The organism is Streptosporangium sp. NPDC003464 (genome assembly GCF_053588315.1).
The window spans coordinates 11,831-33,532 of the sequence record NZ_JBSFPS010000090.1; the positions used below are offsets into that span (position 1 = coordinate 11,831).

The 21,702-nt window shown below is 71.3% G+C and carries 18 protein-coding genes; 10 read left to right on the forward strand and 8 right to left on the reverse strand.

The window, feature by feature from the left end:
- Positions 1-53: 53 nt before the first annotated feature.
- Entirely contained in the window at positions 54-740 is a 687-nt protein-coding gene (locus ACWDS7_RS20935; RefSeq protein ID WP_451930617.1) for a gamma-glutamyl-gamma-aminobutyrate hydrolase family protein, read from the reverse strand.
- A gap of 223 nt (positions 741-963) precedes the next feature.
- Positions 964-1,530, reverse strand: a complete 567-nt coding sequence (locus ACWDS7_RS20940; protein ID WP_306874622.1) for a TetR/AcrR family transcriptional regulator — start codon at positions 1,528-1,530, stop codon at positions 964-966.
- Between the two features lie 100 nt (positions 1,531-1,630).
- Here ACWDS7_RS20940 and ACWDS7_RS20945 point away from each other — a divergent pair, with 100 nt between their 5' ends.
- The 5 genes from ACWDS7_RS20945 (at position 1,631) to ACWDS7_RS20965 (ending at position 7,511) form a co-directional block, all read left to right on the forward strand.
- On the forward strand, positions 1,631-2,071 hold the full coding sequence (locus tag ACWDS7_RS20945) for a DoxX family protein (protein WP_451930618.1): 441 nt from the start codon (positions 1,631-1,633) through the stop codon (positions 2,069-2,071).
- A gap of 61 nt (positions 2,072-2,132) precedes the next feature.
- Positions 2,133-3,020, forward strand: a complete 888-nt coding sequence (locus ACWDS7_RS20950; protein WP_451930619.1) for a VOC family protein — start codon at positions 2,133-2,135, stop codon at positions 3,018-3,020.
- A 523-nt stretch (positions 3,021-3,543) separates the two neighbouring features.
- Positions 3,544-5,781 carry an Orn/Lys/Arg family decarboxylase gene (locus ACWDS7_RS20955; protein ID WP_451930620.1) on the forward strand — a complete coding sequence of 746 codons (2,238 nt, stop codon included), beginning with the start codon at positions 3,544-3,546 and terminating at the stop codon, positions 5,779-5,781.
- A gap of 496 nt (positions 5,782-6,277) precedes the next feature.
- The gene (locus ACWDS7_RS20960; RefSeq protein ID WP_451930621.1) at positions 6,278-6,814 is read left to right on the forward strand and encodes an AAA family ATPase; all 537 of its coding nucleotides are present in this window, start codon (positions 6,278-6,280) and stop codon (positions 6,812-6,814) included.
- A gap of 94 nt (positions 6,815-6,908) precedes the next feature.
- Positions 6,909-7,511, forward strand: a complete 603-nt coding sequence (locus ACWDS7_RS20965) for a class I SAM-dependent methyltransferase (RefSeq protein ID WP_451930622.1) — start codon at positions 6,909-6,911, stop codon at positions 7,509-7,511.
- 88 nt (positions 7,512-7,599) lie between these two features.
- On the opposite strand, the gene ACWDS7_RS20970 is transcribed toward ACWDS7_RS20965, so the two are convergent.
- Together ACWDS7_RS20970 and ACWDS7_RS20975 are read right to left on the reverse strand one after the other, a co-directional pair.
- Positions 7,600-8,079: an MFS transporter gene (locus ACWDS7_RS20970; protein WP_451930623.1), complete on the reverse strand. Its 480-nt coding sequence runs from the start codon at positions 8,077-8,079 to the stop codon at positions 7,600-7,602.
- Complete coding sequence (locus ACWDS7_RS20975; protein ID WP_451930624.1) at positions 8,027-8,560, reverse strand: MarR family winged helix-turn-helix transcriptional regulator; 534 nt, start codon at positions 8,558-8,560, stop codon at positions 8,027-8,029. Before ACWDS7_RS20975 ends, ACWDS7_RS20970 begins: the two co-directional genes overlap by 53 nt.
- 498 nt (positions 8,561-9,058) lie before the next feature.
- On the opposite strand from ACWDS7_RS20975, the gene ACWDS7_RS20980 reads away from it, so the two are divergent.
- Positions 9,059-10,174, forward strand: coding sequence for a globin domain-containing protein (locus ACWDS7_RS20980; protein ID WP_451930625.1), 1,116 nt, complete (start codon positions 9,059-9,061; stop codon positions 10,172-10,174).
- A 109-nt stretch (positions 10,175-10,283) separates the two neighbouring features.
- On the forward strand, positions 10,284-11,363 hold the full coding sequence (locus ACWDS7_RS20985) for a WD40/YVTN/BNR-like repeat-containing protein (RefSeq protein ID WP_451930626.1): 1,080 nt from the start codon (positions 10,284-10,286) through the stop codon (positions 11,361-11,363).
- Positions 11,364-11,504: 141 nt separating this feature from the next.
- Here the strand turns inward: ACWDS7_RS20985 and thyX are convergent, their stop codons facing one another.
- The 3 genes from thyX to ACWDS7_RS21000 all read right to left on the reverse strand — a co-directional run bounded on the left by thyX (position 11,505) and on the right by ACWDS7_RS21000 (position 15,832).
- Complete coding sequence (thyX, locus tag ACWDS7_RS20990; protein ID WP_306874645.1) at positions 11,505-12,230, reverse strand: FAD-dependent thymidylate synthase; 726 nt, start codon at positions 12,228-12,230, stop codon at positions 11,505-11,507.
- Positions 12,231-12,412: 182 nt separating this feature from the next.
- A complete protein-coding gene (locus tag ACWDS7_RS20995) occupies positions 12,413-13,573 on the reverse strand; it encodes an amidohydrolase family protein (protein WP_451930627.1) in 1,161 nt (386 codons plus the stop codon).
- A gap of 117 nt (positions 13,574-13,690) precedes the next feature.
- Positions 13,691-15,832 (reverse strand): anthranilate synthase component I, encoded by a 2,142-nt coding sequence (locus ACWDS7_RS21000; RefSeq protein ID WP_451930628.1) that lies wholly within the window; start codon positions 15,830-15,832, stop codon positions 13,691-13,693.
- 339 nt (positions 15,833-16,171) lie between these two features.
- On the opposite strand from ACWDS7_RS21000, the gene ACWDS7_RS21005 reads away from it, so the two are divergent.
- Both ACWDS7_RS21005 and ACWDS7_RS21010 read left to right on the forward strand, forming a co-directional pair.
- Complete coding sequence (locus ACWDS7_RS21005) at positions 16,172-17,761, forward strand: CocE/NonD family hydrolase (RefSeq protein ID WP_451930629.1); 1,590 nt, start codon at positions 16,172-16,174, stop codon at positions 17,759-17,761.
- A 95-nt stretch (positions 17,762-17,856) separates the two neighbouring features.
- The gene (locus ACWDS7_RS21010; protein WP_451930630.1) at positions 17,857-18,810 is read left to right on the forward strand and encodes a helix-turn-helix transcriptional regulator; all 954 of its coding nucleotides are present in this window, start codon (positions 17,857-17,859) and stop codon (positions 18,808-18,810) included.
- Positions 18,811-18,823: 13 nt separating this feature from the next.
- Here ACWDS7_RS21010 and ACWDS7_RS21015 read toward each other — a convergent pair whose 3' ends face one another.
- Positions 18,824-19,744 (reverse strand): SDR family oxidoreductase, encoded by a 921-nt coding sequence (locus ACWDS7_RS21015; RefSeq protein ID WP_451930631.1) that lies wholly within the window; start codon positions 19,742-19,744, stop codon positions 18,824-18,826.
- A gap of 292 nt (positions 19,745-20,036) precedes the next feature.
- Here ACWDS7_RS21015 and ACWDS7_RS21020 point away from each other — a divergent pair, with 292 nt between their 5' ends.
- Positions 20,037-21,296: an arginine deiminase gene (locus ACWDS7_RS21020; RefSeq protein WP_451930632.1), complete on the forward strand. Its 1,260-nt coding sequence runs from the start codon at positions 20,037-20,039 to the stop codon at positions 21,294-21,296.
- Positions 21,297-21,702 lie beyond the last annotated feature (406 nt).

Consider the following 21,702-nt stretch of genomic DNA (forward strand, 5'->3'; position numbering starts at 1 on the left):
GCGGCACTCGGACCGGCCGGCAACGCCTCGGCCGGATCTGCGGCCTGACCGGGTCAGCCGGCCGCGGCCTCGACCAGCGCCTCGACGAGCCGGTTGTCCTCCCCGCGCTCGGGGTGCCACTGGACGCCGACGGCGAAGCGGTGTCCCTGGAGCTCGACCCCCTCGACGATCTGGTCGTCGGCCCAGGCCACGGCGAGCAGGCCGGCGCCCAGCCGCTTGACCGCCTGGTGGTGGGGCGCGGTCACCTCGGCGCGGTCGCCCACCGCCTTGCCCAGCTTGCTGGAGACGCTGATCTGGATGACGTGCGCGCGGCCGGCAGCGTGGCGGTCGTGGTCGACCGCCACGGGGAGCCAGGTGATGAGGCTGCCGCCCTGGGCGACGTTCAGGACGTGCATGCCCCGGGCGATCGCGAGCAGCGGCAGGTCGGCCTGGACGGCGGCGCGGGCCAGCGCCAGCTCGAAGCGGTCGCGGTGGGGCTGGGGCTCCTCGACCCGTTCCTCGCGGGCCGCGCCGTACAGGGCCGGGTCGAGCTCGCCGCCGCCGGCGAAGATCACTCCCGACAGATCGCGCACGTAGTCGTCGACGCCGCCCGCGTTCAGCGGCGGCAGCAGCACCGGCAGGCCGCCCGCCTTCTCGACGGCGCGGGCGTAGGAGAGCGGCGACAGGACGGCCTCACGGACCCAGGTGCCCCAGCGGGCGGCCTCGAGGTAGGCGGTGATACCGATCAGGGGTCGGGACATGCGTTCTCCAGGGGGCCATGCGGAAGGCGGTGTCCCCCGTTTCGGGCGGCACCCATCCCATCTCCGGCAGGATCCCTATCATGGCGCACGCGATTTCGGTTGTGTCATGCATCTGAGGTATCAGTGAGGCTTTTTCATCCCGATGGCCTGGTACGGCGGGCCCGCAGGAAACATGCCCCCGCGGGAGACGGGACGGGCATCCAGGATCTCGCCGTACCGCGGTTCAGGGCCGGCCGAAGATGAGCTGGATCACCGAGCGGGCAGTGGTCTCCGGATCGTCGTGGGCGCTTTCGGGAAGGTTGCCGCTGAGCCACAGGCCGGCGAAACCATGGGCGAGCGACCAGGCGGCGATCGTGGTCAACCGGGCCTGCGCCGGGCTCGGTGACAGTGTGCCCGCGCTGGCGACGAGCACGTCGGCCGCGCGCTCGCGCGCCGCCTGCATGCCGGGGTCGTCCGCGCGGTACAGCTCGGGGCGGAACATCACTTCGAAGTAGGGCCGATGGTCGACGGCGAAGCGGACGTACGCCACGCCGACCTCGAAGGCGTCCCCGGCCGCCTGCTCCAGGTTGTCGGCGAACAGCTCGAACCCCTCGGCGGCCACGGCCGTCAGCAGCCCTGTCTTGTCCCCGAAGTGATGGGCCGGGGCCGCATGCGAGACGCCGGCCCGGCGAGCCAGTTCGCGCAGACTCCACCCGGCCGGGCCGGACTCGCCGATCGCCTTCAGGGCGGTGTCGATGATGGCGCGCCGCAGGTTGCCGTGGTGGTAGGTCGGCTGGTCGATCTGTCTCACCTCCGCGCTCAATGATCCCACGTGACGGACTCAGCCTATCTTGACGTTGACAAGATGAGGGACATCGCCCAATCTTGTCGGCGACAAGATTGGAGGACGGATGGTTCCGTTCATCGCCCTGACCGGTGGCTTCGTGGTCCTGCGGCTGCTCGGCGCAGCGGGGGTCGACATGCTGGACGGGTGGCAGCCCGCGCTGCGCGGCGCTCTCGCCCTGATGTTCGTCTTCACCGGCGTGCCGCACTTCCTGCCCTCGTGGCGCCGCGACTTCGTCGCGATGATCCCGCCGGCGTTCCCGCGCCCAGCCCTGCTGGTCACCGTCACCGGAGTACTGGAGTTGGCCGGCGCCGCCGGACTGCTGCTCCCACCGGTGGCGCCGTTCGCCGCGATCGGGCTCGCGCTGCTCATGGCCGCCATGTTCCCGGCCAACGTCTCAGCGGCCCGCCGCGGCCTCACCCTGGCGGGCAGACCGGTGACCCCGCTGCCCGCACGCACCGCCCTACAGGTGCTCTTCGTCGCCGCCGCCATCGCAGCGGCCGTGTGACCCGCCGCTCGATCGCCTCTCAGCCCACCGCGTCCAGGGAACCGACCGAAGGAGAACGACCGTGAATTCTTCCGAGAAGATCACCGACATCGACCGCATCGACCACACCGTGCTCATCACCACCGACCTCGACGCGGCCTCCGCCCGCTACGAGGCACTCGGCTTCACGCTCAGCCCGGCCTCGCCGCACCTGCTGGCCGGACGGCCCGGCGGCCCGCTCACCCGCACCTGCACCGCCAACCGGTGCGCCTACTTCGGCAGGTCGTTCATCGAACTGCTCGGCGTCGTCGACCCCACCGCCCCCGACCCCTGGGGCGTTCACCAGCTGCGGGAGACCTACCGCGGTCTGCTGATGACTCTTGGCTCCCGCGACGTGCAGGCCACCGCCCACCGGCTGCACGCCGAAGGCCTGGCCTCCACCGGAGTCCGCGCGCTGGAGCGGGACGTGTCGACCCCGGAAGGCAACCGCACCGTCCGGGCCGACAGCGTCCGCATCGACGCGGTCCACACGCCCGAGGGCGCGCTCCAGGCCACTCAGCACTTCACCCCCCAATACGTGCACCAGCCCCGTTACCTCGACCACCCCAACGGCGCGCGCGGCCTGCACAGCGTGCTGCTGGTCGTCCCGGACGAGGACGTGGACGCCTACGAGGAACGCTACGTGCGGATACTGGACGCCGACGTGTGGATCGAAGGCCCCAAGAGGGTGTTGTCCCTCAGGCACGGGCGGGTGGAGATCGCCCCGCAGTCCGCACTCGACAGCCTGCTGCCCGGACACACCCTGCCCGCTCCGCCCCTGCTGGCCGCCCACACCGTCGCCGTGACCGACGCGGCCGCGGCCCGCGCGCTCGTCGAGAGCAACGGAATCGCCACTCACACCATGCCTGACGGCTTCTACGTCGCCGGTGAGGACGCCTGCGGCGTGCCTCTCGCCTTCACGCAGAGCTGACAGGTCCTTCCCGGCGGAGAACGCCCTCGGGCTCTCGCGTCGGCTCCGTGACCATGGTCGAGGATCAGCCATGCGGAGGCCCGGGGACCCGGATCCCGGACAGGCGGCAGGCCCGGACCACGCATATGGGCCTCGCCGAGTCTCTACGCCGCGCGCATCACGCTCGGGCCGCGTCCCTTCGGAGCTTCGCCACGTCTCGGAACGCGTCACCCCATGGCCGATGCGGCCGAGCCGGTCTGCCGGCCCACCCCTTCACGGCCGCCGGATGCGACGGCTGGACCAGGGCGGCGGCGTGACCGCCCGGGGAGTGCGGGGCCCTCCCGGCGCGGATCAGCTCGATCGCCTTGCGGGCCTCCTCCCGCATCCGCCCGATTTTCGACCGCCACCATGGCGCCCCCTTTACCTCATGGGCCACCAGGCCGCCACGGTCATTACGGAGTGTTGCAATTCAATTGCTCACCGCTACTATTGCGTGGGGCCGGTAGGACCTTCCCGCCCCTTCCCCCTGATCTCGGAGTGCCGCATGGAGCGAACGGTTCTGGCCGCCGTCACCGAACGTCCTGACGCCGATTCGGCACTCGCCGAACAACTCCGCCGCGTGTGCGCGGCGATGGACGAGTTCGGGCTCCAGGTGCGCTGGACCCACCGGGCAGAGGACGCCCTGGCGGTGGTCGGGTCGGACGCGTCGCTGACGGCGGTGCTGGTGGCGTGGGACGCGCCAGGAGCCGAGGAGCTGCTGAAGGCGGTGGCCAGGCGGTTCCGCGGCCTGCCCGTCTTCTTGATGACGCGGGAGCAGGAGCTTCCGCTGTGGGTGTACGAGGTCATCCAGGGCTACGTCTTCCCCCTGGAGGACACCCCGCAGTTCATCGCCGGGCGCATCGCCTACGCGGCCGACCAGTACGCCGACAAGCTCCTTCCTCCCTTCTTCGGCGCGCTGCGGCGCCTTCAGGATCACCATCGCTACTCCTGGCACACCCCGGCGCACGCCGGCGGGGTGGCGTTCCTCAAGTCGCCGGTGGGCCGCGCGTTCTTCGACTTCTACGGCGAACGGCTGCTGCGCACAGACCTGTCCATCTCGGTCACCGAGCTGGGGTCGCCGCTCGACCACACCGGCCCGATCGGCGAGGCCGAGCGCAACGCCGCCCGCGTCTTCGGCGCCGACCGCACGTTCTTCGTGGTCAACGGCAACTCCACCGCCAACCGCATCGTCGGTCACCACGCGATCGCCCGCGACGACACCGTCCTGGTGGACCGCAACTGCCACAAGTCGGTCCAGCACGCGCTGGCCATCAGCGGCGCCCGCCCGGTCTACCTCGTGCCCGAGCGCAACGGGCTCGGGCTGGCGGGCCCGATCCCGCCCGCCGCGCTGGAGGCCGGCGCGGTCCGTGAGCGGGTGGCCGCTCACCCCCTCGCCGCCGGAGAACCGACGTACGCGGTGATCACGAACTCCACGTACGACGGCATCTGCTACGACGCGGTGCGGGTCGGCGAACTGCTGGGCGCCAGCGTGCCGCGGCTGCACTTCGACGAGGCGTGGTTCGCCTACGGCCGGTTCAACCCGCTCTACGCCGGCCGGTACGGCATGGCGGTCGATGAGCGCACGCTGCCGGGCCCGGACCGCCCCACCGTGTTCGCCACCCAGTCGACGCACAAGCTGCTGGCCGCGCTGTCGCAGGCGGCCATGCTGCACGTCCGCCCCGCGGAGCGGGCGCCGGTCGATTACGACGCGTTCAACGAGACCTACCTCATGCACGCCTCCACGTCGCCGCTCTACCCGATGATCGCCTCGTTGGACGTCGCGGCGGCGATGATGGACGGCCCGTCGGGGCCGTTCCTCACCGGGGAGGCGATCGTCGAGGCGGTCCGGTTCCGGAAGGCGATGGTGCGGCTGACTGACCGCATCCGCGAGGACGGCCTGCGGCCCGACTGGTTCTTCGGCGTCTGGCAGCCCTCCACGGTCACCGACCCGCGCACCGGCCAGACCGTCTCGTTCGCCGACGCCGACCTGGCGCTGCTGTGCACCGAGCCCCGGTGCTGGACCCTGGAGGCGGGGGCCGCGTGGCACGGGTTCGACGGGATGTCCGAGGGCTACTGCCTGCTCGACCCGGTCAAGGTGACGATCACCTGCCCGGGTGCCGACGCCGCCACGGGCACGCTCGACTGGGGCATCCCGGCCCGCATCGTGGCCGCCTACCTGCAGCGGCGTGGCATCGTGGTGGAGAAGACCGGCGACCACACGCTGCTGGTGCTGTTCTCCATGGGGATCACCAAGGGCAAGTGGGGCACGCTGATCGACGCCCTCACCGACTTCAAGAACGCCTACGACGGAGATCTGTCCTTGGCTGAGGCGCTGCCCGGCTTCGGACCGCCCGCGATCTCGCTGCAGAAGTTCTGCACCCTGGTCCACGAGAAACTGCGTGACTCCGGGGTCGGGAAGCTTCTCGACCAGGTCTTCACCACCCTGCCCGAGCCGGTGTCGACTCCCGCCGACTGCTACCAGGCCATGATCCGGGCCCGCACCGAGCGCGTCCCGCTGGCCGACCTGCCGGGCCGGGTCGCCGCGGCCACGGTGGTGGTCACCCCACCCGGGATCCCCATGCTGATGCCCGGCGAGGCGACCGGCCCGGCCGACGGCCCACTGATGACATACCTGCAGGCCCTGGAGGACTTCGACCGGGCCTTCCCTGATCTGGCCACCGACATCCACGGCGCCCATCGTGACGGCGACGGCCGCTACCGGGTGGAGGTCGTCAAGGACTGAGCTCGGCGCCCATGTGCGGCCCTCGTGCGCCGCGCCGACCGATGTCCTGGACCACCGTGCTGCGGCTGACCCGTGCCGGTCGCCCCCCGATCGTCTGAGTCGCTCCGGGTGACGCGGCCCTCGTCCGGTCACAGAGACCACCGGTCCGTACGATCGCAGAGACCACCGGCCGGAAACACCGCTACCCGCGCGTCTCCGCCCGCGGCGGCCACCGGGCGGGCCGCGGAGCGGTGCACGGCTCCGTGGATCTCACGGCTGCCGGATTTCCCGCGCGGTCCACTGCCGGGCAGGTCACCAGCGACCCCGCCCAGACCGGACCGTCCCATGCGGACCGCACTCAGGAGATCCGGCACGCGAGGATGGGCGGGATCATCCGGTGCGACAAGGACACGTGCACCGCGGAGGTGACCACTCGCGGCTGTACGGCCGAGCGTCCAGACGGTCAACGAGATCGATTCATATGTGCGACCTCATCGGCGTGGATACACTCGCCATCATGATCATCTGGTTGAACGGCACCTTCGGCGCGGGCAAGACGACCACCGCCAAGGAGCTCGTCAGGCTGATCCCGGAGGCACGGATCTTCGACCCCGAAGAGGTCGGATTCATGCTCCGGCACGTCCCCGGCCTGCCCGAGGTCAGCGACTTCCAGGATTGGCGGCCATGGCGCGGCCTGGTCGTGGAGACGGCTTCGCAGCTGCTCGACTATGTCGGCGGTGTTCTCGTCGTCCCGCAGACGGTCCTCGTCGAGCAGTACTGGGCGGAGATCCACTCCGGACTCGAGAAGGCCGGCATCCCCGTCCACCATTTCCTGCTCCACACCGACCAGGACACTCTCGTTCACCGGATCGAGACGGACACCGTCGAGACCGGAGCCCGGCAATGGCGGCTCGACCATGTCCCGGACTATCACACCGCCCTGTCCTGGCTGAGCCGGGAGGCAGAGATCATCGACACGACCGGGACCCCGCCGGCACAGGTGGCCCGAGCCGTCGCGGCCGGCGTCAAGGCGAGGAGCGCAGGCGGTCAGTGACTCCGAAGACGCTCGGTCGCCGCCTCTCGGGCAGAAGGCGGCCGGAAGGCGGTCGCGGAAAGCGTCGCTCCGCCGTACTGCGGAAGGATCAAATATGACGGTCACCGATCATCGGTGGAACCACAACATCCACTACCATCCGCTGATCCTCGGCGCCGTCCCTCGCGGCGCGAAGAACGCACTCGACATCGGCTGCGGCGAGGGCATGCTGGCGAGGAAACTCCGCCGCGTCGTGCCGAACGTGGTAGCCGTCGACCTCGACGAGGTCAGCATCGGCCTTGCCCGGGCGCACGACGACGGCGCCGACATCGACTACGTGCTCGGGGATTTCCTGACTCACCCGTTCGAACGAGACTCGTTCGACCTGATCGTCTCGGTCGCCACGCTCCATCACATGGATGCCGCCATGGGTCTGGAGCGGATGCGTGAGCTCCTGCGGCCGGGCGGAAATCTGGTGATCATCGGGTTGGCCCGTAGTCGCTTGCCGAATGATCTCCCCTTCGAGCTGCTCGGCACAGCCGCCAACCGCCTCCACAGGTTGACCAAGCATCACTGGGAGCACCCCTCGCCGATGGCGTCACCTCCGGTGACATACGCCACGATGAAGGAGCTCGCCGCGCGGATCCTTCCCGGAAGTCGTTACCGCCGGCACCTGCTCTGGCGCTACTCGCTCACCTGGACCAGGCCGGTCGGATGACCCCAGGAACGGCGGGGCCCGCCCTGGTCCACTTCATTGATCTTCGCCGCGCAGCCGTTGCCCGAGATGGGGCAGCGACGTCTGCGGCTCAACGGGCTCTGGGGGCACCCCCGAAGCGGAGCTCGTCGATCAGAGGGAAGTGCGCGATCGGCATGGCCAGGACGGTGGCGGCGAGATCGGTCGCGAAGGAGCCCCACGGGGTGGGGCGCTGAAGGATGATCCGCCAGCCCCCTGGAGTCGGACCACGGCTTCGGCGGGCACCGCGCACGGGCCGCCGGTCCTCGTCAGCGCGCGGGGCGGGCATCGGGGGTAGTCGAATGACGGCGACCAGCGAGGCGAGGCCGGCAAGGGCTTGGAACGCGTATGCGGCGGGGTAGTGCCACTGTGCGAGCACGAGACCGGCGAGTACGGGCCCGACGAGCATGGCGACCTGGAAGGCGACGTTCTGCGGGGCGAGCCCGGCGGCGACCTGGTCGACCGGGAGCAACCGGCCGGGGAAGGTGCGCCGTACCAGGTCACGGGCGCGGCTGCGGCGGCGTGGACGTGTCCGTGGGCGCCGGGCCGGCATGAGGCTCATCGAGGTGGGCGACGATCCGATCCCGCATGGGCCGCCGCTCCAGGGCGCGCTGCAGCTCGGTGACGACAGCGCTGAGCGCGTGGGGGATCTCGTCGTCGAGCTCCGCGACGGCTGCCTCGGTCGCGCGCCACTCGGCCTCGAGGAAGGGGACGAGGGCGCGGCCGCGGTCAGTCAAGGTGATGCGGCGCGTGCGGGCGTCGGTACCGAGCTCGGAATCGACCAGGCCCTCACGCCGCATCGCTGCGAGCGTCTGGCTCATCGCGGAGTGCGAGCGGTCCAGCGAATCCGCCAGCTCACGGATCGTCAGCGGCCCGGTATGCGCGAGGCGGATCAAGGGGTAGGCGAACCGGGGACGGACGCCCTCGATGCCCCGCTCGGTGTATACGGATTCGATCTGGGCGTCCATGGCGGCCAGCAGGAGGTGGAGCGCCTGCCATCGCCCGGGCGACGCGGTGGGGTCCAAAGATGCCATAGCGTTAATATAACAGCACTTATATAAATACACTCACACAGACCAGTGCCCCCGAAGCCGTCCCAGCCGCGAAGTGCGGCCTTTTCACAGGTCACCGCCCGCCGGGGCCCTCACAGGGGACGGCCGCCCCCAGTCCGGGCGACCTGGCCGGCCGGGGTCGCACGCGCCCTCTCGCGGAGCCCCCCGAGGCCCGAGGTGTGGACCATGACAGGAATCCACAGAACGGGTAAACCGTCAACTTCGGGTAAATGCGATTCTTATTCACTTATCCCTTCGAATGCAAGTAGCGCAGTCACGGAGAATAACAAGTCAATTACTGATAGTTGCAATTCACACTATATTATGGAGAAACGGTTGTGACGTGCACATGGTGATGGAAGACTCAAATTTGAGCGTCCAAGTGTGCCGGGGCCGTTGGACGCTCGTCACCCGGAGCCGTCAGGAGGTGGATCAGCGTGATCGGACTTTGGTCCGATCAATTAGGGTGGGTTCGATCACATGTCTTTGAATCCGCGACTCGTCAAGGAGAGCTTCGCCGTCGTCGAGCCTGTCGCCGACAAGGCCGCGGCATACTTCTACGGCCGCCTGTTCGCCGAGAGCCCGCATCTGCGGGGGATGTTCCCCCCGGCCATGAACGTCCAGCGCGATCGCCTGTTCAGCGCCCTGACCAGGATCGTCTGGAGCCTCGACAGCCCGGGCAGCCTGTCGTCGTTCCTCGGGCAGCTCGGCCGCGACCACCGCAAGTACGGGGTGATCGCCGAGCACTACACCGCGGTCGGCAACGCGCTGCTTGCCACGGTCAGGCGCTTCGCCGCCGAGATCTGGACCGCAGAGATCGAGGCGGCGTGGGTCGCCGCGTACACCGTCGCCGCCGATCTCATGATCGAGTCGGCCGAGTCCGACTCGGGGGTCTCGCCCGCGTGGTGGCTGGCCGAGGTGATCGACCACGAGCTCCGCACACCGGACATCGCGGTGATCACCCTGCGTCCCGGCCAGCACCTGCCCTACCTGCCGGGCCAGTACGTCAACGTGCAGACCGCGCGCTGGCCGCGCGTCTGGCGCGCGTTCTCCATCGCGAACGCGCCACGGGAGGACAACACCATCCGCCTGCACGTACGGGCGGTCCCCGGCGGCTGGGTCTCCACCGCGCTGGTCGAGCACACCAGGATCGGCGACACCCTGATGCTCGGCCCGGCGGTCGGCTCGATGGTCCCCGCCGACTCCGGCCGCGACATCCTGTGCGTCGCGGGAGGCACCGGGCTCGCCCCGCTCAAGGCCGTCGTGGAGCACGTGATCGCCTCGGGGCGGCGGCCCGGCATCCATCTGCTGTGCGGCGCGCGGCACTCACGGGAGCTCTACGACCTGCCCGACCTGATCCGGATGGAGTCGTCCTTCCCCTGGCTGAGGGTGCTGCCCGTGGTCTCCGACGAACCCGGCTACGACGGCCTGCGGGGCCGGGTGCCCGAAGTGATGGAGCGCTTCCACTCCTGGACCGACCACGACGTCTACGTCTGCGGCCCGGCGGCCATGGTCAACGAGACCGTCCGCAGGCTCCAGCGGGGCGGGGTGCCCCTGGCCGACATCCGCAGGGACGTCGTCCACGGCGAGCCCTGAACGGCGTCCACGGCCCGGGGACGGGCGCAACCCACGGAGATCCACCGAGATCCGGGCGGGGCACCTCATGAGGTGACAGCATGAGGCCACATCCGAAGGGAGATCCGTCATGCACGACACGCTCCTCGCCATAGGCACCCGCAAGGGCCTGTTCCTGGCCCGCTCAGCCGGGGGCGGACCGTTCGAGGTCGAGCCGGTCCGCTTCTCCACCATCGGCGTGCACTCGGTCGCGATCGACACCCGCGGTCCGGTGCCCCGCATCCTCGTCGGGATCGAATACGGCCACTTCGGCCCCTCGGTGATGTGGTCGGACGACCTCGGCGAGACCTGGCAGGAGGCGGGCAAGGCCCCGATCGCCTTCCCCGAGGAGACCGGGGCGGCGCTCACCCGCGTCTGGCAGCTCCAGCCCTCCCCGTCCGAGCCGGAGGTGGTGTGGGCCGGGGCCGAGCCGGGGGCCCTGTTCCGCTCCGATGACCGCGGCGTCACCTTCTCCCTGGTGGAGGGGCTGTGGAACCATCCGCACCGGCCCCAGTGGGCGCCCGGTTTCGGCGGTCTGTGCCTGCACACGGTGCTCCTCCACCCGAGTGACCCCAAGACCATGGCGGTCGCGGTCTCCTCCGGGGGCTTCTACCGCAGCACCGACGGCGGGGTCTCCTGGGAGGCCGCCAACCGGGGGATCCGCGCCCCCTTCCTCCCCGAGGGGTCGCAGTACCCCGAGTTCGGGCAGTGCGTGCACAAGGTGGACATGCATCCGTCCCGGCCGGAGCGGCTCTTCCTCCAGCACCACTTCGGCGTCTACCGCAGCGACGACTTCGGCGGCTCGTGGACCTCCGTCGGTGACCCGCTCCCCTCCGACTTCGGTTTCCCGCTGGTCGTGCACCCCGACCGGCCCGACACGCTGTATGTCTTCCCGCTCCAGGCCGACGTGGACCGCACGCCCGTCGACCACCGCTACCGGGTCTTCCGCAGCGACGACGCGGGCGCGTCGTGGCGGGCCCTGGCCGACGGGCTGCCCGAGGGGCCGGTCCACGCCGCCGTGCTGCGTGACGCGATGTGCGCCTCGGGGAGGGGGATCTTCTTCGGCACCCGCGACGGCGAGGTGTACGGCTCGCGCGACGACGGGGAGAGCTGGTTCTCCGTCGCCCGGCACCTGCCGGACGTGCTGACCGTACGCGCGGCGGCGCTCTGAGCCGGGCGCGCTCCGGCCGGGGAGGTCTCCCGATGGCCGGTCGCACCGGCCGGGAGACCGCCGCCCCGGCCCTCGGCGCTCCCCGCGCCGGCCTCCCGGCCCCGCCCGCGGGAGGCCGGGAGGGCCGGGGCGGCGGGAGGGCTAGGGAGCGCTCCGGCCGTTGGCGACGAAGGCCGCGTGGGTGAGGGGCATGAGCGCCGCCCAGGCGGCCTCCATCTTCTCCGCCACCATCTCGATCTCCCGCTGCGGGAACGAGGGCACCTTGGCCTGCTCGTTCTTGGTGCGCAGGGAGAGGAAGTGCATCAGCGAGCGGGCGTTGCACGTGGCGTACATCGAGGAGAACAGGCCGACGGGCAGCACCGCCCTGGCCACCTCGCGGGCGATCCCGGCCTCCAGCATCTCCTGGTAGGCGGCGTAGGACTGCCGGTAGGCCGCCTCCATCGCCTCGGTCGTGATCTTGTGCTGCTCCTCGCTGCCCTCGACGAAGACGTACTTGCCCGGACGGCCCTCCTGAACCAGCTTCCGCTCCGCGCCCGGGACGTAGAAGTTGGGCTGCAGCTCCCGGTAGCGGCCGCTCTCCTCGTTGTAGGACCAGCCGACCCGGTGGCGGTGGAACTCACGGAAGACGAAGATCGGGGCGCTGACGAAGAAGGTCATCGAGTTGTGCTCGAAGGGGCTGCCGTGCCGGTCGCGCATCAGGAAGTTGATCAGACCCTTGGACCGCTCGGGGTCCTTGTGGATCTCCTCCAGGGACTGCTCCCCCGCGGTCGACACCCGCGCCGCCCAGAGCACGTCGGAGTCCGAGGCGCTGTGTTTGACCAGCTCGACGGTTACGTCGTCGAGGAAACGCGGCTGACTCAGGTCCATGGGCGCAGACCTTTCCGGTGAAGGGGACGGGATCCAGGCAAGCCTAGCGCCGCCCCCGGCGGAGGCCGCGGGCGGCGCGGCGGAGCAGGCCCGGACGAGGCCACGGGCGGCGCGGCGGAGCGGGTCCGGCGGGACGGAGGGCGCCGGAGGACGGATCCACGCGCCGCGCAACGGTGGCGCGGCTACAGCCGGTAGAGCCGGCGGGCGTTGCCGGAGCCGATCAGGTGGGCCACGCGGGCCGCGTCCGGGACGCTCCACTCGTCGTCGGCCAGCCGTACGGCCAGCGCCCTGGCCAGGCTCCGCCGGTAGTACAGGGCGCCCAGGTGGCAGGTCTCGGCCACGCCGTGGCCGTCGGAGCCGAACAGTTGCTTGTGGAAGGGGACGAGCTCCAGCAGCTCCCCCATGACCGCGGCGGACCCCGCGGCGGTGCGGGTCAGCACGAGGCCGATGTCCACGTAGACGTGCGGGAAGACGTTGGCGAGATAGGCCGCCTGGCGGTGGAAGGGGTAGCAGTGCAGCAGGACGACCGGCACGCCGATCGGCTGCAGCGCCCGGACGAAGCCCGTCATCAGCGCCGGGTCGGCGCGGTGGAGGTCCAGGCCGGGATCACCGTAGCCGGTGTGGAACTGCAGCGGCAGGCCGCGCTCCCTGGCCACGTCCACGGCCGCCCAGAGCAGGTGGCGCAGCAGCACCGGATCGGTGAGCCGCGCGCCGGGGCGGGCCAGCCGCCGGCCGGCCGCCGCGATCACCGAGCCCCGGCCCGGCCGCGCGGGGTCGAAGTCCAGGCCGTGCCGGTAGGCGATGGCCGACTTGAGGCCGACGGCGCGGGCGGCCCCGTCGGCGAGCCCCTGAGCGAGGGCGGAGATGTAGGAGACCGGGGAGGACGCCTTCTCGGCGACGTCCTGCTCGATCTGCTCGATCCGGATGATCTCGTCCGCCGCCGCGTCGCCCAGCCGGCCCATCTCGGCCGCCGAGAGCAGTTCGGGGCCGTCGCGGCCGGTGTCGACCAGGAAGGCCACGATCCCGGCCGCGCGCAGCAGCCGCCGGTTCACCTCGGCGGGCCCCAGCTCGGTCCGGCGGGCCAGGTAGACGGCCGGTGGCGCGTGCGGGTCCAGGTCGAGGACCGGGGCGCACCAGCGGCGGACCGCGGCCCCGGCGGGGGTGTCGAAGTGGGTGGTGCCGGGCGGCGCCGGGGTCCCGGCCTCGGTGATCAGCCTCTCGAAGCGGGCGCGGGTCAGATCGTCGCGGCGGACCCCGCGGCAGTGGTGGTCGACCAGCGGTGCCAGCAGGGCCTCCCGGACCGGGCCGGGCAGCTCGACGGGCAGCATGTCCCGCGCTCTCATGTCTGCTCCTCCCACGGCTGCGGGCGGGCCGGCCCGGCCGGCCCGCCCGCGGTCCTACGGCAGGAGCACTCTATGGCTACCGAGCGTGATCTCGTGTGCCTTTACGCACGCGTGCCACTACGCAGAGGTACGGCAGAGCCGCAGGACGTTGGAGATGATCCTGGCTCCGGCTCCGCCTTCGGCGGTGAGAATGGACTCGGGGTGGAACTGCACCGCGAAGCGCCTGTTCGCCACGTCCTCGATCGCCATCACCGCGCCGTCGGGGGTCAGGGCGGTGGCGGTGAAGCCGGCGACCCCCGGCTGCTTGGCGTGGAGCGAGTGGTAGCGGGCGGCGGTGAACTCCTCCGGGAGCCCGTCCAGCAGGGCGCTGGCGCTGATCCGGCGCACCCTCCCGCGCTTGCCGTGCTCGGGGTGGGACAGCAGCTCCAGCGTGCCGCCCGCCTGCTCGACCATGCCCTGCAGGCCCAGACAGACGCCGAACACCGGCAGGTCGCGCTCGTAGAGCGCCCCGACCAGCTCCGTCAGGCCGAAGTCCGACGGCCAGCCGGGGCCGGGCGACAGCACCACGAGCGACGGCGCGATCTCGTCGATCATGCCGGTGGGGAAGCCGTGCCGGAGCGTGACGACCTCCGCGCCCTGCTGGCGGAAGTAGTCGGCCAGGGTGTTGACGAAGGAGTCCTCGTGGTCGACGAGCAGCACCTTCATCCCCTCGCCCGGCTGCTCCCGGGCCGGTTCCGGCGCGGCCTGCGCCTGCGGGGCCGCGCCGACCGCGGCCAGGGCGCCGAGCAGGGCGCTGGCCTTGAGCTCGGTCTCCCGCTCCTCGGCCTCCGGGTCGGAGTCGAACAGCAGCGTGGCCCCGGCCCTGACGGTGGCGACGCCGCCGCGGATCTGCGCGGTGCGCAGGGTGAGGCCGGTGTTCATCGAGCCGTCGAAGCCGATGTAGCCGACCGCCCCGCCGTACCAGCGCCTGGTGGTGGCCTCGTGGTCCTCGATGAACTGCATCGCCCAGGACTTGGGGGCGCCGGTGACGGTGACGGCCCACATGTGGGTGAGGAAGGCGTCCAGCGCGTCGAACTCCGGCCGCAGGCGGCCCTCGATGTGGTCGACGGTGTGGATCAGCCGGGAGTACATCTCGATCTGGCGCCGGCCGATGACCTGGACGCTGCCCGGCACGCAGATGCGGGACTTGTCGTTGCGGTCCACGTCGGTGCACATGGTCAGCTCCGACTCCTCCTTCACGCTGGACAGGAGGGTGCGGATCGCCTCGGCGTCCTCGATCGGGTTGCCGCCGCGGGCGATCGTGCCTGAGATCGGGCAGGTCTCGACGCGGTCGCCGCTGACCCGGACGTACATCTCCGGGGAGGCGCCGACCAGGTGCTCGCCCTCGCCGAGGTTGAACAGGAACTCGTACGGCGCGGGGTTGACCTGGCGCAGCCCCCGGTAGAAGGCGGCGGGGTCGGTGCAGGGGGCGTGGAAGACCTGGCCGGGGACGACCTCGAACAGGTCACCGCGGACGAACTTCTCCTTGGCCGCGGCCACGACCTTCGCGTAGGCGCCCTTCTCCGGATCGGCGGGCAGCTCGGTGGGGGCGGCGGGCAGCGGGACGCTCTCCCCCTCACGGGCCAGGCCGTGCGTGGAGGTCCCGTCCACGGTGAACTCGTAGCGGTATTCCTTGCTGGTCTCCCGCTTGCGGTCGATCACCATCACCCGGTCGGGCAGGTGCAGCACGAGGTCGCGCTGGTCGTCCGCCCGGGTGAGGACCTGCCGGACCGGCTCGAACTGGAAGGCCAGGTCGTATCCGAAGGAGCCGTACAGCCCAAGGTGCTCGTCCTCGCCCTTGAACGCGGCGATGACCTCGCGGATCGCGGTGAAGACCGTGGGGCGGCGGCTGCGCATCTCCTCGGGGAGGATGTCCTCCGACTCGGCGACGTAGACCTCGACGTGGTCGGCGCTCACCTCCCCGATGGGCTTGCCCGCGGCCAGCAGGCAGGACGTGACGGCCGGCAGCACGACCCTGCCCCGCGCGTTCAGGGCGCGGGCGGCGATCCTGCGGCCCCTGGCCACGATCTCCAGGCAGGGGTCGACGTAGGCCAGGTGCCACCGGCTGTAGCGGCCGGGATACTCCATCCCGGAGGAGAGCACGCCTCCGCGACGTTCGCCGAGCGTCGTGACGACGTCTTCGAGCACCGTCTCGGGCACATCGGACACCGTGACCTCGACCTTGATGCCACCGGCGGTGGTATATCCGCTCGTCTCCACTTGCAGCCTCGCCCCTTAGTCGTTACTTGTGCCCAGAGGAGGCGGACATGGAGAGGGCCGCCTGTCCGGGCGGCCGTCTGTGTGCTCGCGAATGCGAAACCTGCGCCGCCTAGAAGCGACGCCACCACTGAAGGGTGTCGGGGTATCGCATACCGCCCACAGTACCGGCGGAAACCGTGATCATGCAACGTGACCGGAAGGACGGCGATTCGCGGCCCGGCGCCGTGACCGGCCCGGACGCCCCCGCCGGACGGCGCGGCCCACCGGGCGGGGACCGCATGACCGGGCTCACACCGGCCGCCTCTGGCCCACCCGGGGGTGATCTGTTACGAGTGATGGATGCCCCCGTATCGCGTTCTTGTCCAGCGTGACCTGCCGGTGCCGATGAGCGACGGGGTCACGCTGCTGGCCGACCGCTACGTGCCGGTCGGCGCCGTGCGGCCGCCCACGGTCCTGGTCCGCTCGCCGTACGGCAGGCGCGGCGTGTTCGGGCTGGCCTTCGGCCGGGCGTTCGCCCGGCGGGGTTTCCAGGTCCTCCTGCAGAGCTGCCGGGGCGGCTTCGGCTCCGGCGGCCTGCTCGACCCGCTCGGCGACGAGCACGAGGACGGGCTGGCCACACTGACCTGGCTGCGCGGGCAGCCCTGGTACGGCGGGAGCCTGGCGATGCACGGCCCCTCCTACCTGGGCTACACCCAGTGGGCGATCGCCCCGTTCGCCGGCCCCGACCTGAAGGCCATGGCCACCTCGGTCACCGCCTCCCAGTTCCGCGACGCCGCCTACGTGGGCGGGGCGTTCGCCCTGGAGTCCTCGCTGATCTGGACCACGCTGACCGCCTCGCTGGAGACCCGGTTCGGCGGGGCGGGCGCGCTGCTGGCCCCCCGCAGGACCCGCCGCGCGGCGCTGTCGGGACGCCCGCTCGGGGAGCTGGACGTCCTGTCGGCCGGCAGGGGCCTGCCGTTCTTCCAGGACCTGCTGACCCACCACGCCGACCCGGCCCCTTACTGGGGCAGGCGCGACTTCTCGGCCGCGGTGGGCCGGGTGGAGGCGGCGGTCACCATGGTCGGCGGCTGGTACGACGTGTTCCTGCCGTGGCAGGTCAAGGACTACACGGCCATGCGGGCCGCCGGGCGGCGGCCGTACCTGACCATCGGCCCGTGGTACCACGCCGACGTCCGGCACGGCCGGGTGGCCAACGCCGACGCGCTGGCCTGGTTCAGGGCGCATCTGCTGGGTGACCCGTCGGGGCTGCGGGAGCAGCCGGTCAGGCTGTACGTCACCGGCGCCGGCGAGTGGCGCGACTATCCCGACTGGCCGGTGCCGGGCATGCGGGAGCAGCGCTGGCACCTGCAGCCGGGCTCCGCCCTCTCGCCGGACAACCCCCAGGACTGCGGGCCCGACCGCTACCGCTACGACCCCGCGCACCCGACCCCCGCGCTGGGCGGCCCCGTCCTGCTGGGCAACTCCGAGCCGCGCGACAACCGCCGCCTGGAGGCCCGGCGCGACGTGCTGGTCTACACCGGTCCCGAGCTCCGTGAGGACACGGACATGATCGGCCCGGTCTCCGCCGACCTGTACGTCCGCTCCAGCGGCGAGCACGCCGACCTGGTGGTGCGGGTCTGCGACGTGCACCCGGACGGCGCGTCCTACAACGTGTGCGAGGGCGTGCGCCGCCTGGCGCCCGGCGCTCCCCCGGCCGGTCCCGACGGGGTCCGCCGTGTCCGGGTGGACCTGTGGCCGATCGGCCACCGCTTCCGGCGCGGTCACCGGATCCGCCTGCACGTGGCCGGTGGCGCCTATCCCCGCATCGCCCGCAACCTCGGCACCGGGGAGCCGCTCGGCACCGGCCGCGCGATGGTCGCGGCCGACCACGAGGTCTTCCACGACCCGGCCCGTCCCTCAGCGGTCGTGCTCCCCTTCGTCCCCGGATGAGCCGGCCCGGCCGGCGGGGCCCGATCGAGGGCGGCTCCCGGGGCCGGGCCGTCGCGGCGTCCGGCCCCGCGGGGCGGACGGGTTAGGGTCGGGGGATGCGCGCCGCCAGGTTGATGTCGTTGGTGCTGCTGCTGCAGGCCAGGGGGGGCATGACCGCCGTGGAACTGGCGCGGGAGCTGGAGGTCTCCGAGCGGACCGTCCACAGGGACGTGCTGGCCCTGGCGGAGGCCGGGGTGCCGGTATACGCCGACCGCGGCCGGGGCGGGGGATACCGGCTGCTCGACGGATACCGCACCCGCCTGACGGGGCTGGACCGCGCGGAGGCCGAGGCGCTCTTCCTTTCCGGCGTGCCGGAGGCCCTGCGGGAGATGGGCCTGAGCGAGGTGGCGGCCACGGCCCGGCTGAAGGCCTCGGCCGCGCTCTCACCCGGCCTGCGCGACGCACCGGCGACCGCCGCGCAGCGCTTCCATCTCGACGCCCCCGGCTGGTTCGCGAGCGAGAGACCGCCGCCGGAGGCCCTGGCCCCGCTGGCCAGGGCCGTGTGGGGCGACCATCCGGTCACCGCCCTCTACCGGGGGGCGGAGCGGACGCTGGAGCCGTACGGGCTCGTGCTCAAGGCCGGGGTGTGGTATCTGGCGACCCGGTCGGCGATCTACCGGGTGGACCGCTTCGCCGGGGTCGAGATCCACTCCGGCCGGCGCTTCGAGCGGGACCGCGGCTTCGACCTGGCCGCGTTCTGGGGTGGGCGCGCCGCCGAGTTCGCCCACTCCCTGCTGACCATGCATGTCACCGTACGGCTCAGCCCCGCCGGCCGTCGCGGGCTCCCCCACGTCGCCGACCCCGCGGCCCTCGACGACGCGCTGGCCTCGGCCGGAGAGCCCGACGGCCAGGGCTGGGTCACGCTCTCGCTGCCCGTGGAGTCGCTGGAGGTCGCCTACGCGCAGATCCTCCGGTTCGGCCCGGAGGCCGAGGTCCTCGACCCGCCCGAGCTCCGCGCCGCCCTGGCCCGGGCCGCCGCGAGGCTGCACGCCCTGTACGGCCCGGCCTGACGGCCCCGGCCCGTCAGCGGTATCCGGTCGCGTCGGCGGGCCCGCCCCTGTCCTGGACCTCCACGATGTAGCGCCAGGCGTCCGGCCGGCTGCCGTCGACGTCGGTGAAGCCGTACACCTGGGCCAGCTGCCCGCTGGAGAGGGACTGCCCCGACCAGCGGCCCCGGTCCTCGTCGGCCGCCAGCGCGACGACCGCGCGGCCGGTGTAGGCCGGCGACTCCGAGATCACGAAATGCGGCTGCTCGGCGGTGGCGTCGCGCCAGTTCTCCTCCGTGACGCCGAAGATCTCAAGCATCACCTCCGAGCGCAGCCAGCCGGGCGTCAGCGAGACCGCGGTGCAGCCGTGCGGGCGGAGCTCGTGAGCCTGGGAGAACGCCAGGCGGTTCACCGAGACCTTGGCCAGGTCGTAGAAGAACGAGACCCGGTAGTTCGCGGCGTTGTACTCCGCGGTTCCGTCGGTCACCTCGACGACCAGGCCGCCGGGGTTCCTGATCAGCAGGGGCAGGGCGTGGTGGCTGGTGATGAGATGGGTGTCGATCGCCAGCCGGAGCAGCCGCAGGCCGTCCTCCAGCGAGTGCTCCCAGAGCGGGGTGTCCCACGCCGCCAGCGTCTCGCCGCCCCAGATGTCGTTGACGAGCAGGTCGAGCCTCCCCTGCTCGCGGTCGATCCGCTCCACCAGCTCCCGCACCTGCTCGGGGTCCAGGTGGTCGACCTGGATCGCGATCCCCTCCCCGCCCGCGCGCGTCACCAGTTCGGCGGTCTCCTCGATGGTCTCCGGGCGGTTCATCTCCGAGCGCCGCTCCCGGGTGCTCCGCCCGGTGCAGTAGACCGTGGCCCCGGCGCCGCCCAGCGCGACCGCGATCGCCCGTCCCGTCCCCCTCGTCGCCCCGGCGACCAGAGCGACCTTCCCCTTCAACTTCGGTGTGGTGTGCATACCGACGATGCTGGCAAGAAAAGAGGACATCTCATGTCATGTTTTCGCGGCCCATTTCCCGCCGGGGTGGCGCGAGCGTTTCTTCCCAGGGACGCGCGAGTGGTGGGTGTTCAAAGCTCACATACAGGGGAAAACGCCAATATGTTCTTCGGCCGGCGGAGAGGATCACCACCATCGCGCTGACGGCCATCCGCCAGGGCCCACGGGGCAGCGGCCGATCGACCCAGGTGTCGCCCCTCCTCGATGGACTCGATGGAACGGAGCATCACCGCACACGGACGGAGACATCACCATGACCACTCCAGCCTTCGGCGTGCACTCCGAGGTCGGCGCACTCCGCAAAGTCATCGTCCACCGGCCCGACATGAGCCTGAAACGGCTGACGCCGACGAACAACGACAGGCTGCTCTTCGACGACATCCTGTGGGTCGAGCACGCGCAGAAGGAGCACGACGCGTTCGTCACCGTGATGCGCGAACGCGGCGTCGAGGTGTTCTTCCACCAGGAACTGCTGGCACAGGCCCTGGAGGCGGCCCCCGAGGTGAAGCGGCGGGCCGTCGAACAGGCCGTCACCCATCTGACCGTCGGCCCCGCCCTGGTCGACGCCGTCCGCGAGGAGCTGTCCACCTGGAGCGGCAAGGACCTGGCGGCCCACCTCATCGGCGGCCTCACCAAGGAGGAGTTCGACGTCCGCGGCTTCGACACCCGCTCCCTGGTCGCGGCCTCGGCCGGCCTGCAGCAGTTCGTGCTCCCGCCGCTGCCCAACTCCCTCTACCAGAGGGATCCCGCCGCCTGGCTGTACGGCGGCGTCTCGCTCAACCCGATGTTCTGGCACGCGCGGCTGCTGGAGACCATGAACCAGAGCACGATCTACCACCACCACCCCATGTTCACCGGCGCGGACTTCTCCTACTGGTACCCGCCGAGCGGTGACGACGCCGACTTCGACGAGGAGGACTACGGCAAGGCCGCGCTGGAGGGCGGCGACATGATGCCCATCGGCAACAAGACCGTGGTCATCGGCATCAGCGAGCGCAGCACCCCGCAGATGATCGAGCACATCGCCCTGGCGACCTTCGCCGCCGGCGCGGCCGAGCGCGTCATCGCGGTGAACGTCCCCAAGCGCCGCTCCTACATGCACCTGGACACCGTGTTCACCTTCCTCGACGTCGACAAGGCCTCCGCCTACCTGCCCTTCCTGGAGACGGCCACCACCCACTCGCTGCGCCCCGGCGACCGGGCCCGGACGCTGGACGTCCGCGCCGAGAGGAGCTTCGTCGACGCCGTCGAGAACGCGCTGGCCATCTCCGAGCTGAACATCATCCCCACCGGCGGGGACGACAGCCAGCAGGCCCGTGAGCAGTGGGACTCCGGCAACAACTTCTTCGCCCTGGAGCCCGGCGTCGTCGTCGGATACCACAAGAACCAGTTCACCAACCGCAAGCTCCGCCAGCACGGCGTCGAGGTCATCGAGATCGAGGGCTTCGAGCTGGGCAAGGGCCGCGGCGGCACCCACTGCATGACCTGCCCCATCCTGCGCGACGGCATCTGAGGGCCGCCCACCGGCGACCGCGTGATCCGCCTGGATGAGCGCGGAAGACCTTCCGCGCGGGAGCTCGGCGGAGCACGGCGCCGGTGGGGTTTCAGGGCCCGCCGTGACGCGCTCTGTCCTGCCGTCGTGACACGCTCTGTCCTGTCTGAAGGGAGCGTTCCGTGTCGGCGGCGGCAGCCTGTGAGGGCGCGCGGGCTGCGACCGGGTGAACCTTCCCGGTCACAGCCCTGACGGTCACAGCCCTGAAAGGACGCCGCTTCCGGACCCGACCTAGACGACCAGGTTCAGCAGCAGGACCAGCACCAGGCCGGCTGTCCTATTATTCGGACAACAAGCTGATGGAGAGTTCACCACATGCCACCCCGGATGCGCCCCCGTACCGACCAGCTCAGGCAGGCGATGCAAG

What these genes read in the sequence shown, in the direction of transcription:
- ACWDS7_RS20980 (WP_451930625.1), top strand. Translation starts at nt 9,059, where the DNA reads ATGTCTTTGAATCCGCGACTCGTCAAGGAGAGCTTCGCCGTCGTCGAG.
- ACWDS7_RS20935 (WP_451930617.1), bottom strand. Translation starts at nt 740, where the DNA reads ATGTCCCGACCCCTGATCGGTATCACCGCCTACCTCGAGGCCGCCCGC.
- ACWDS7_RS21015 (WP_451930631.1), bottom strand. Translation starts at nt 19,744, where the DNA reads ATGCACACCACACCGAAGTTGAAGGGGAAGGTCGCTCTGGTCGCCGGG.
- ACWDS7_RS20965 (WP_451930622.1), top strand. Translation starts at nt 6,909, where the DNA reads ATGACGGTCACCGATCATCGGTGGAACCACAACATCCACTACCATCCG.
- ACWDS7_RS21005 (WP_451930629.1), top strand. Translation starts at nt 16,172, where the DNA reads ATGCCCCCGTATCGCGTTCTTGTCCAGCGTGACCTGCCGGTGCCGATG.
- ACWDS7_RS20995 (WP_451930627.1), bottom strand. Translation starts at nt 13,573, where the DNA reads ATGAGAGCGCGGGACATGCTGCCCGTCGAGCTGCCCGGCCCGGTCCGG.
- ACWDS7_RS20945 (WP_451930618.1), top strand. Translation starts at nt 1,631, where the DNA reads ATGGTTCCGTTCATCGCCCTGACCGGTGGCTTCGTGGTCCTGCGGCTG.
- ACWDS7_RS20970 (WP_451930623.1), bottom strand. Translation starts at nt 8,079, where the DNA reads ATGCCGGCCCGGCGCCCACGGACACGTCCACGCCGCCGCAGCCGCGCC.
- ACWDS7_RS21010 (WP_451930630.1), top strand. Translation starts at nt 17,857, where the DNA reads ATGCGCGCCGCCAGGTTGATGTCGTTGGTGCTGCTGCTGCAGGCCAGG.
- thyX (WP_306874645.1), bottom strand. Translation starts at nt 12,230, where the DNA reads ATGGACCTGAGTCAGCCGCGTTTCCTCGACGACGTAACCGTCGAGCTG.
- ACWDS7_RS20975 (WP_451930624.1), bottom strand. Translation starts at nt 8,560, where the DNA reads ATGGCATCTTTGGACCCCACCGCGTCGCCCGGGCGATGGCAGGCGCTC.
- ACWDS7_RS21020 (WP_451930632.1), top strand. Translation starts at nt 20,037, where the DNA reads ATGACCACTCCAGCCTTCGGCGTGCACTCCGAGGTCGGCGCACTCCGC.
- ACWDS7_RS20960 (WP_451930621.1), top strand. Translation starts at nt 6,278, where the DNA reads ATGATCATCTGGTTGAACGGCACCTTCGGCGCGGGCAAGACGACCACC.
- ACWDS7_RS20955 (WP_451930620.1), top strand. Translation starts at nt 3,544, where the DNA reads ATGGAGCGAACGGTTCTGGCCGCCGTCACCGAACGTCCTGACGCCGAT.
- ACWDS7_RS20985 (WP_451930626.1), top strand. Translation starts at nt 10,284, where the DNA reads ATGCACGACACGCTCCTCGCCATAGGCACCCGCAAGGGCCTGTTCCTG.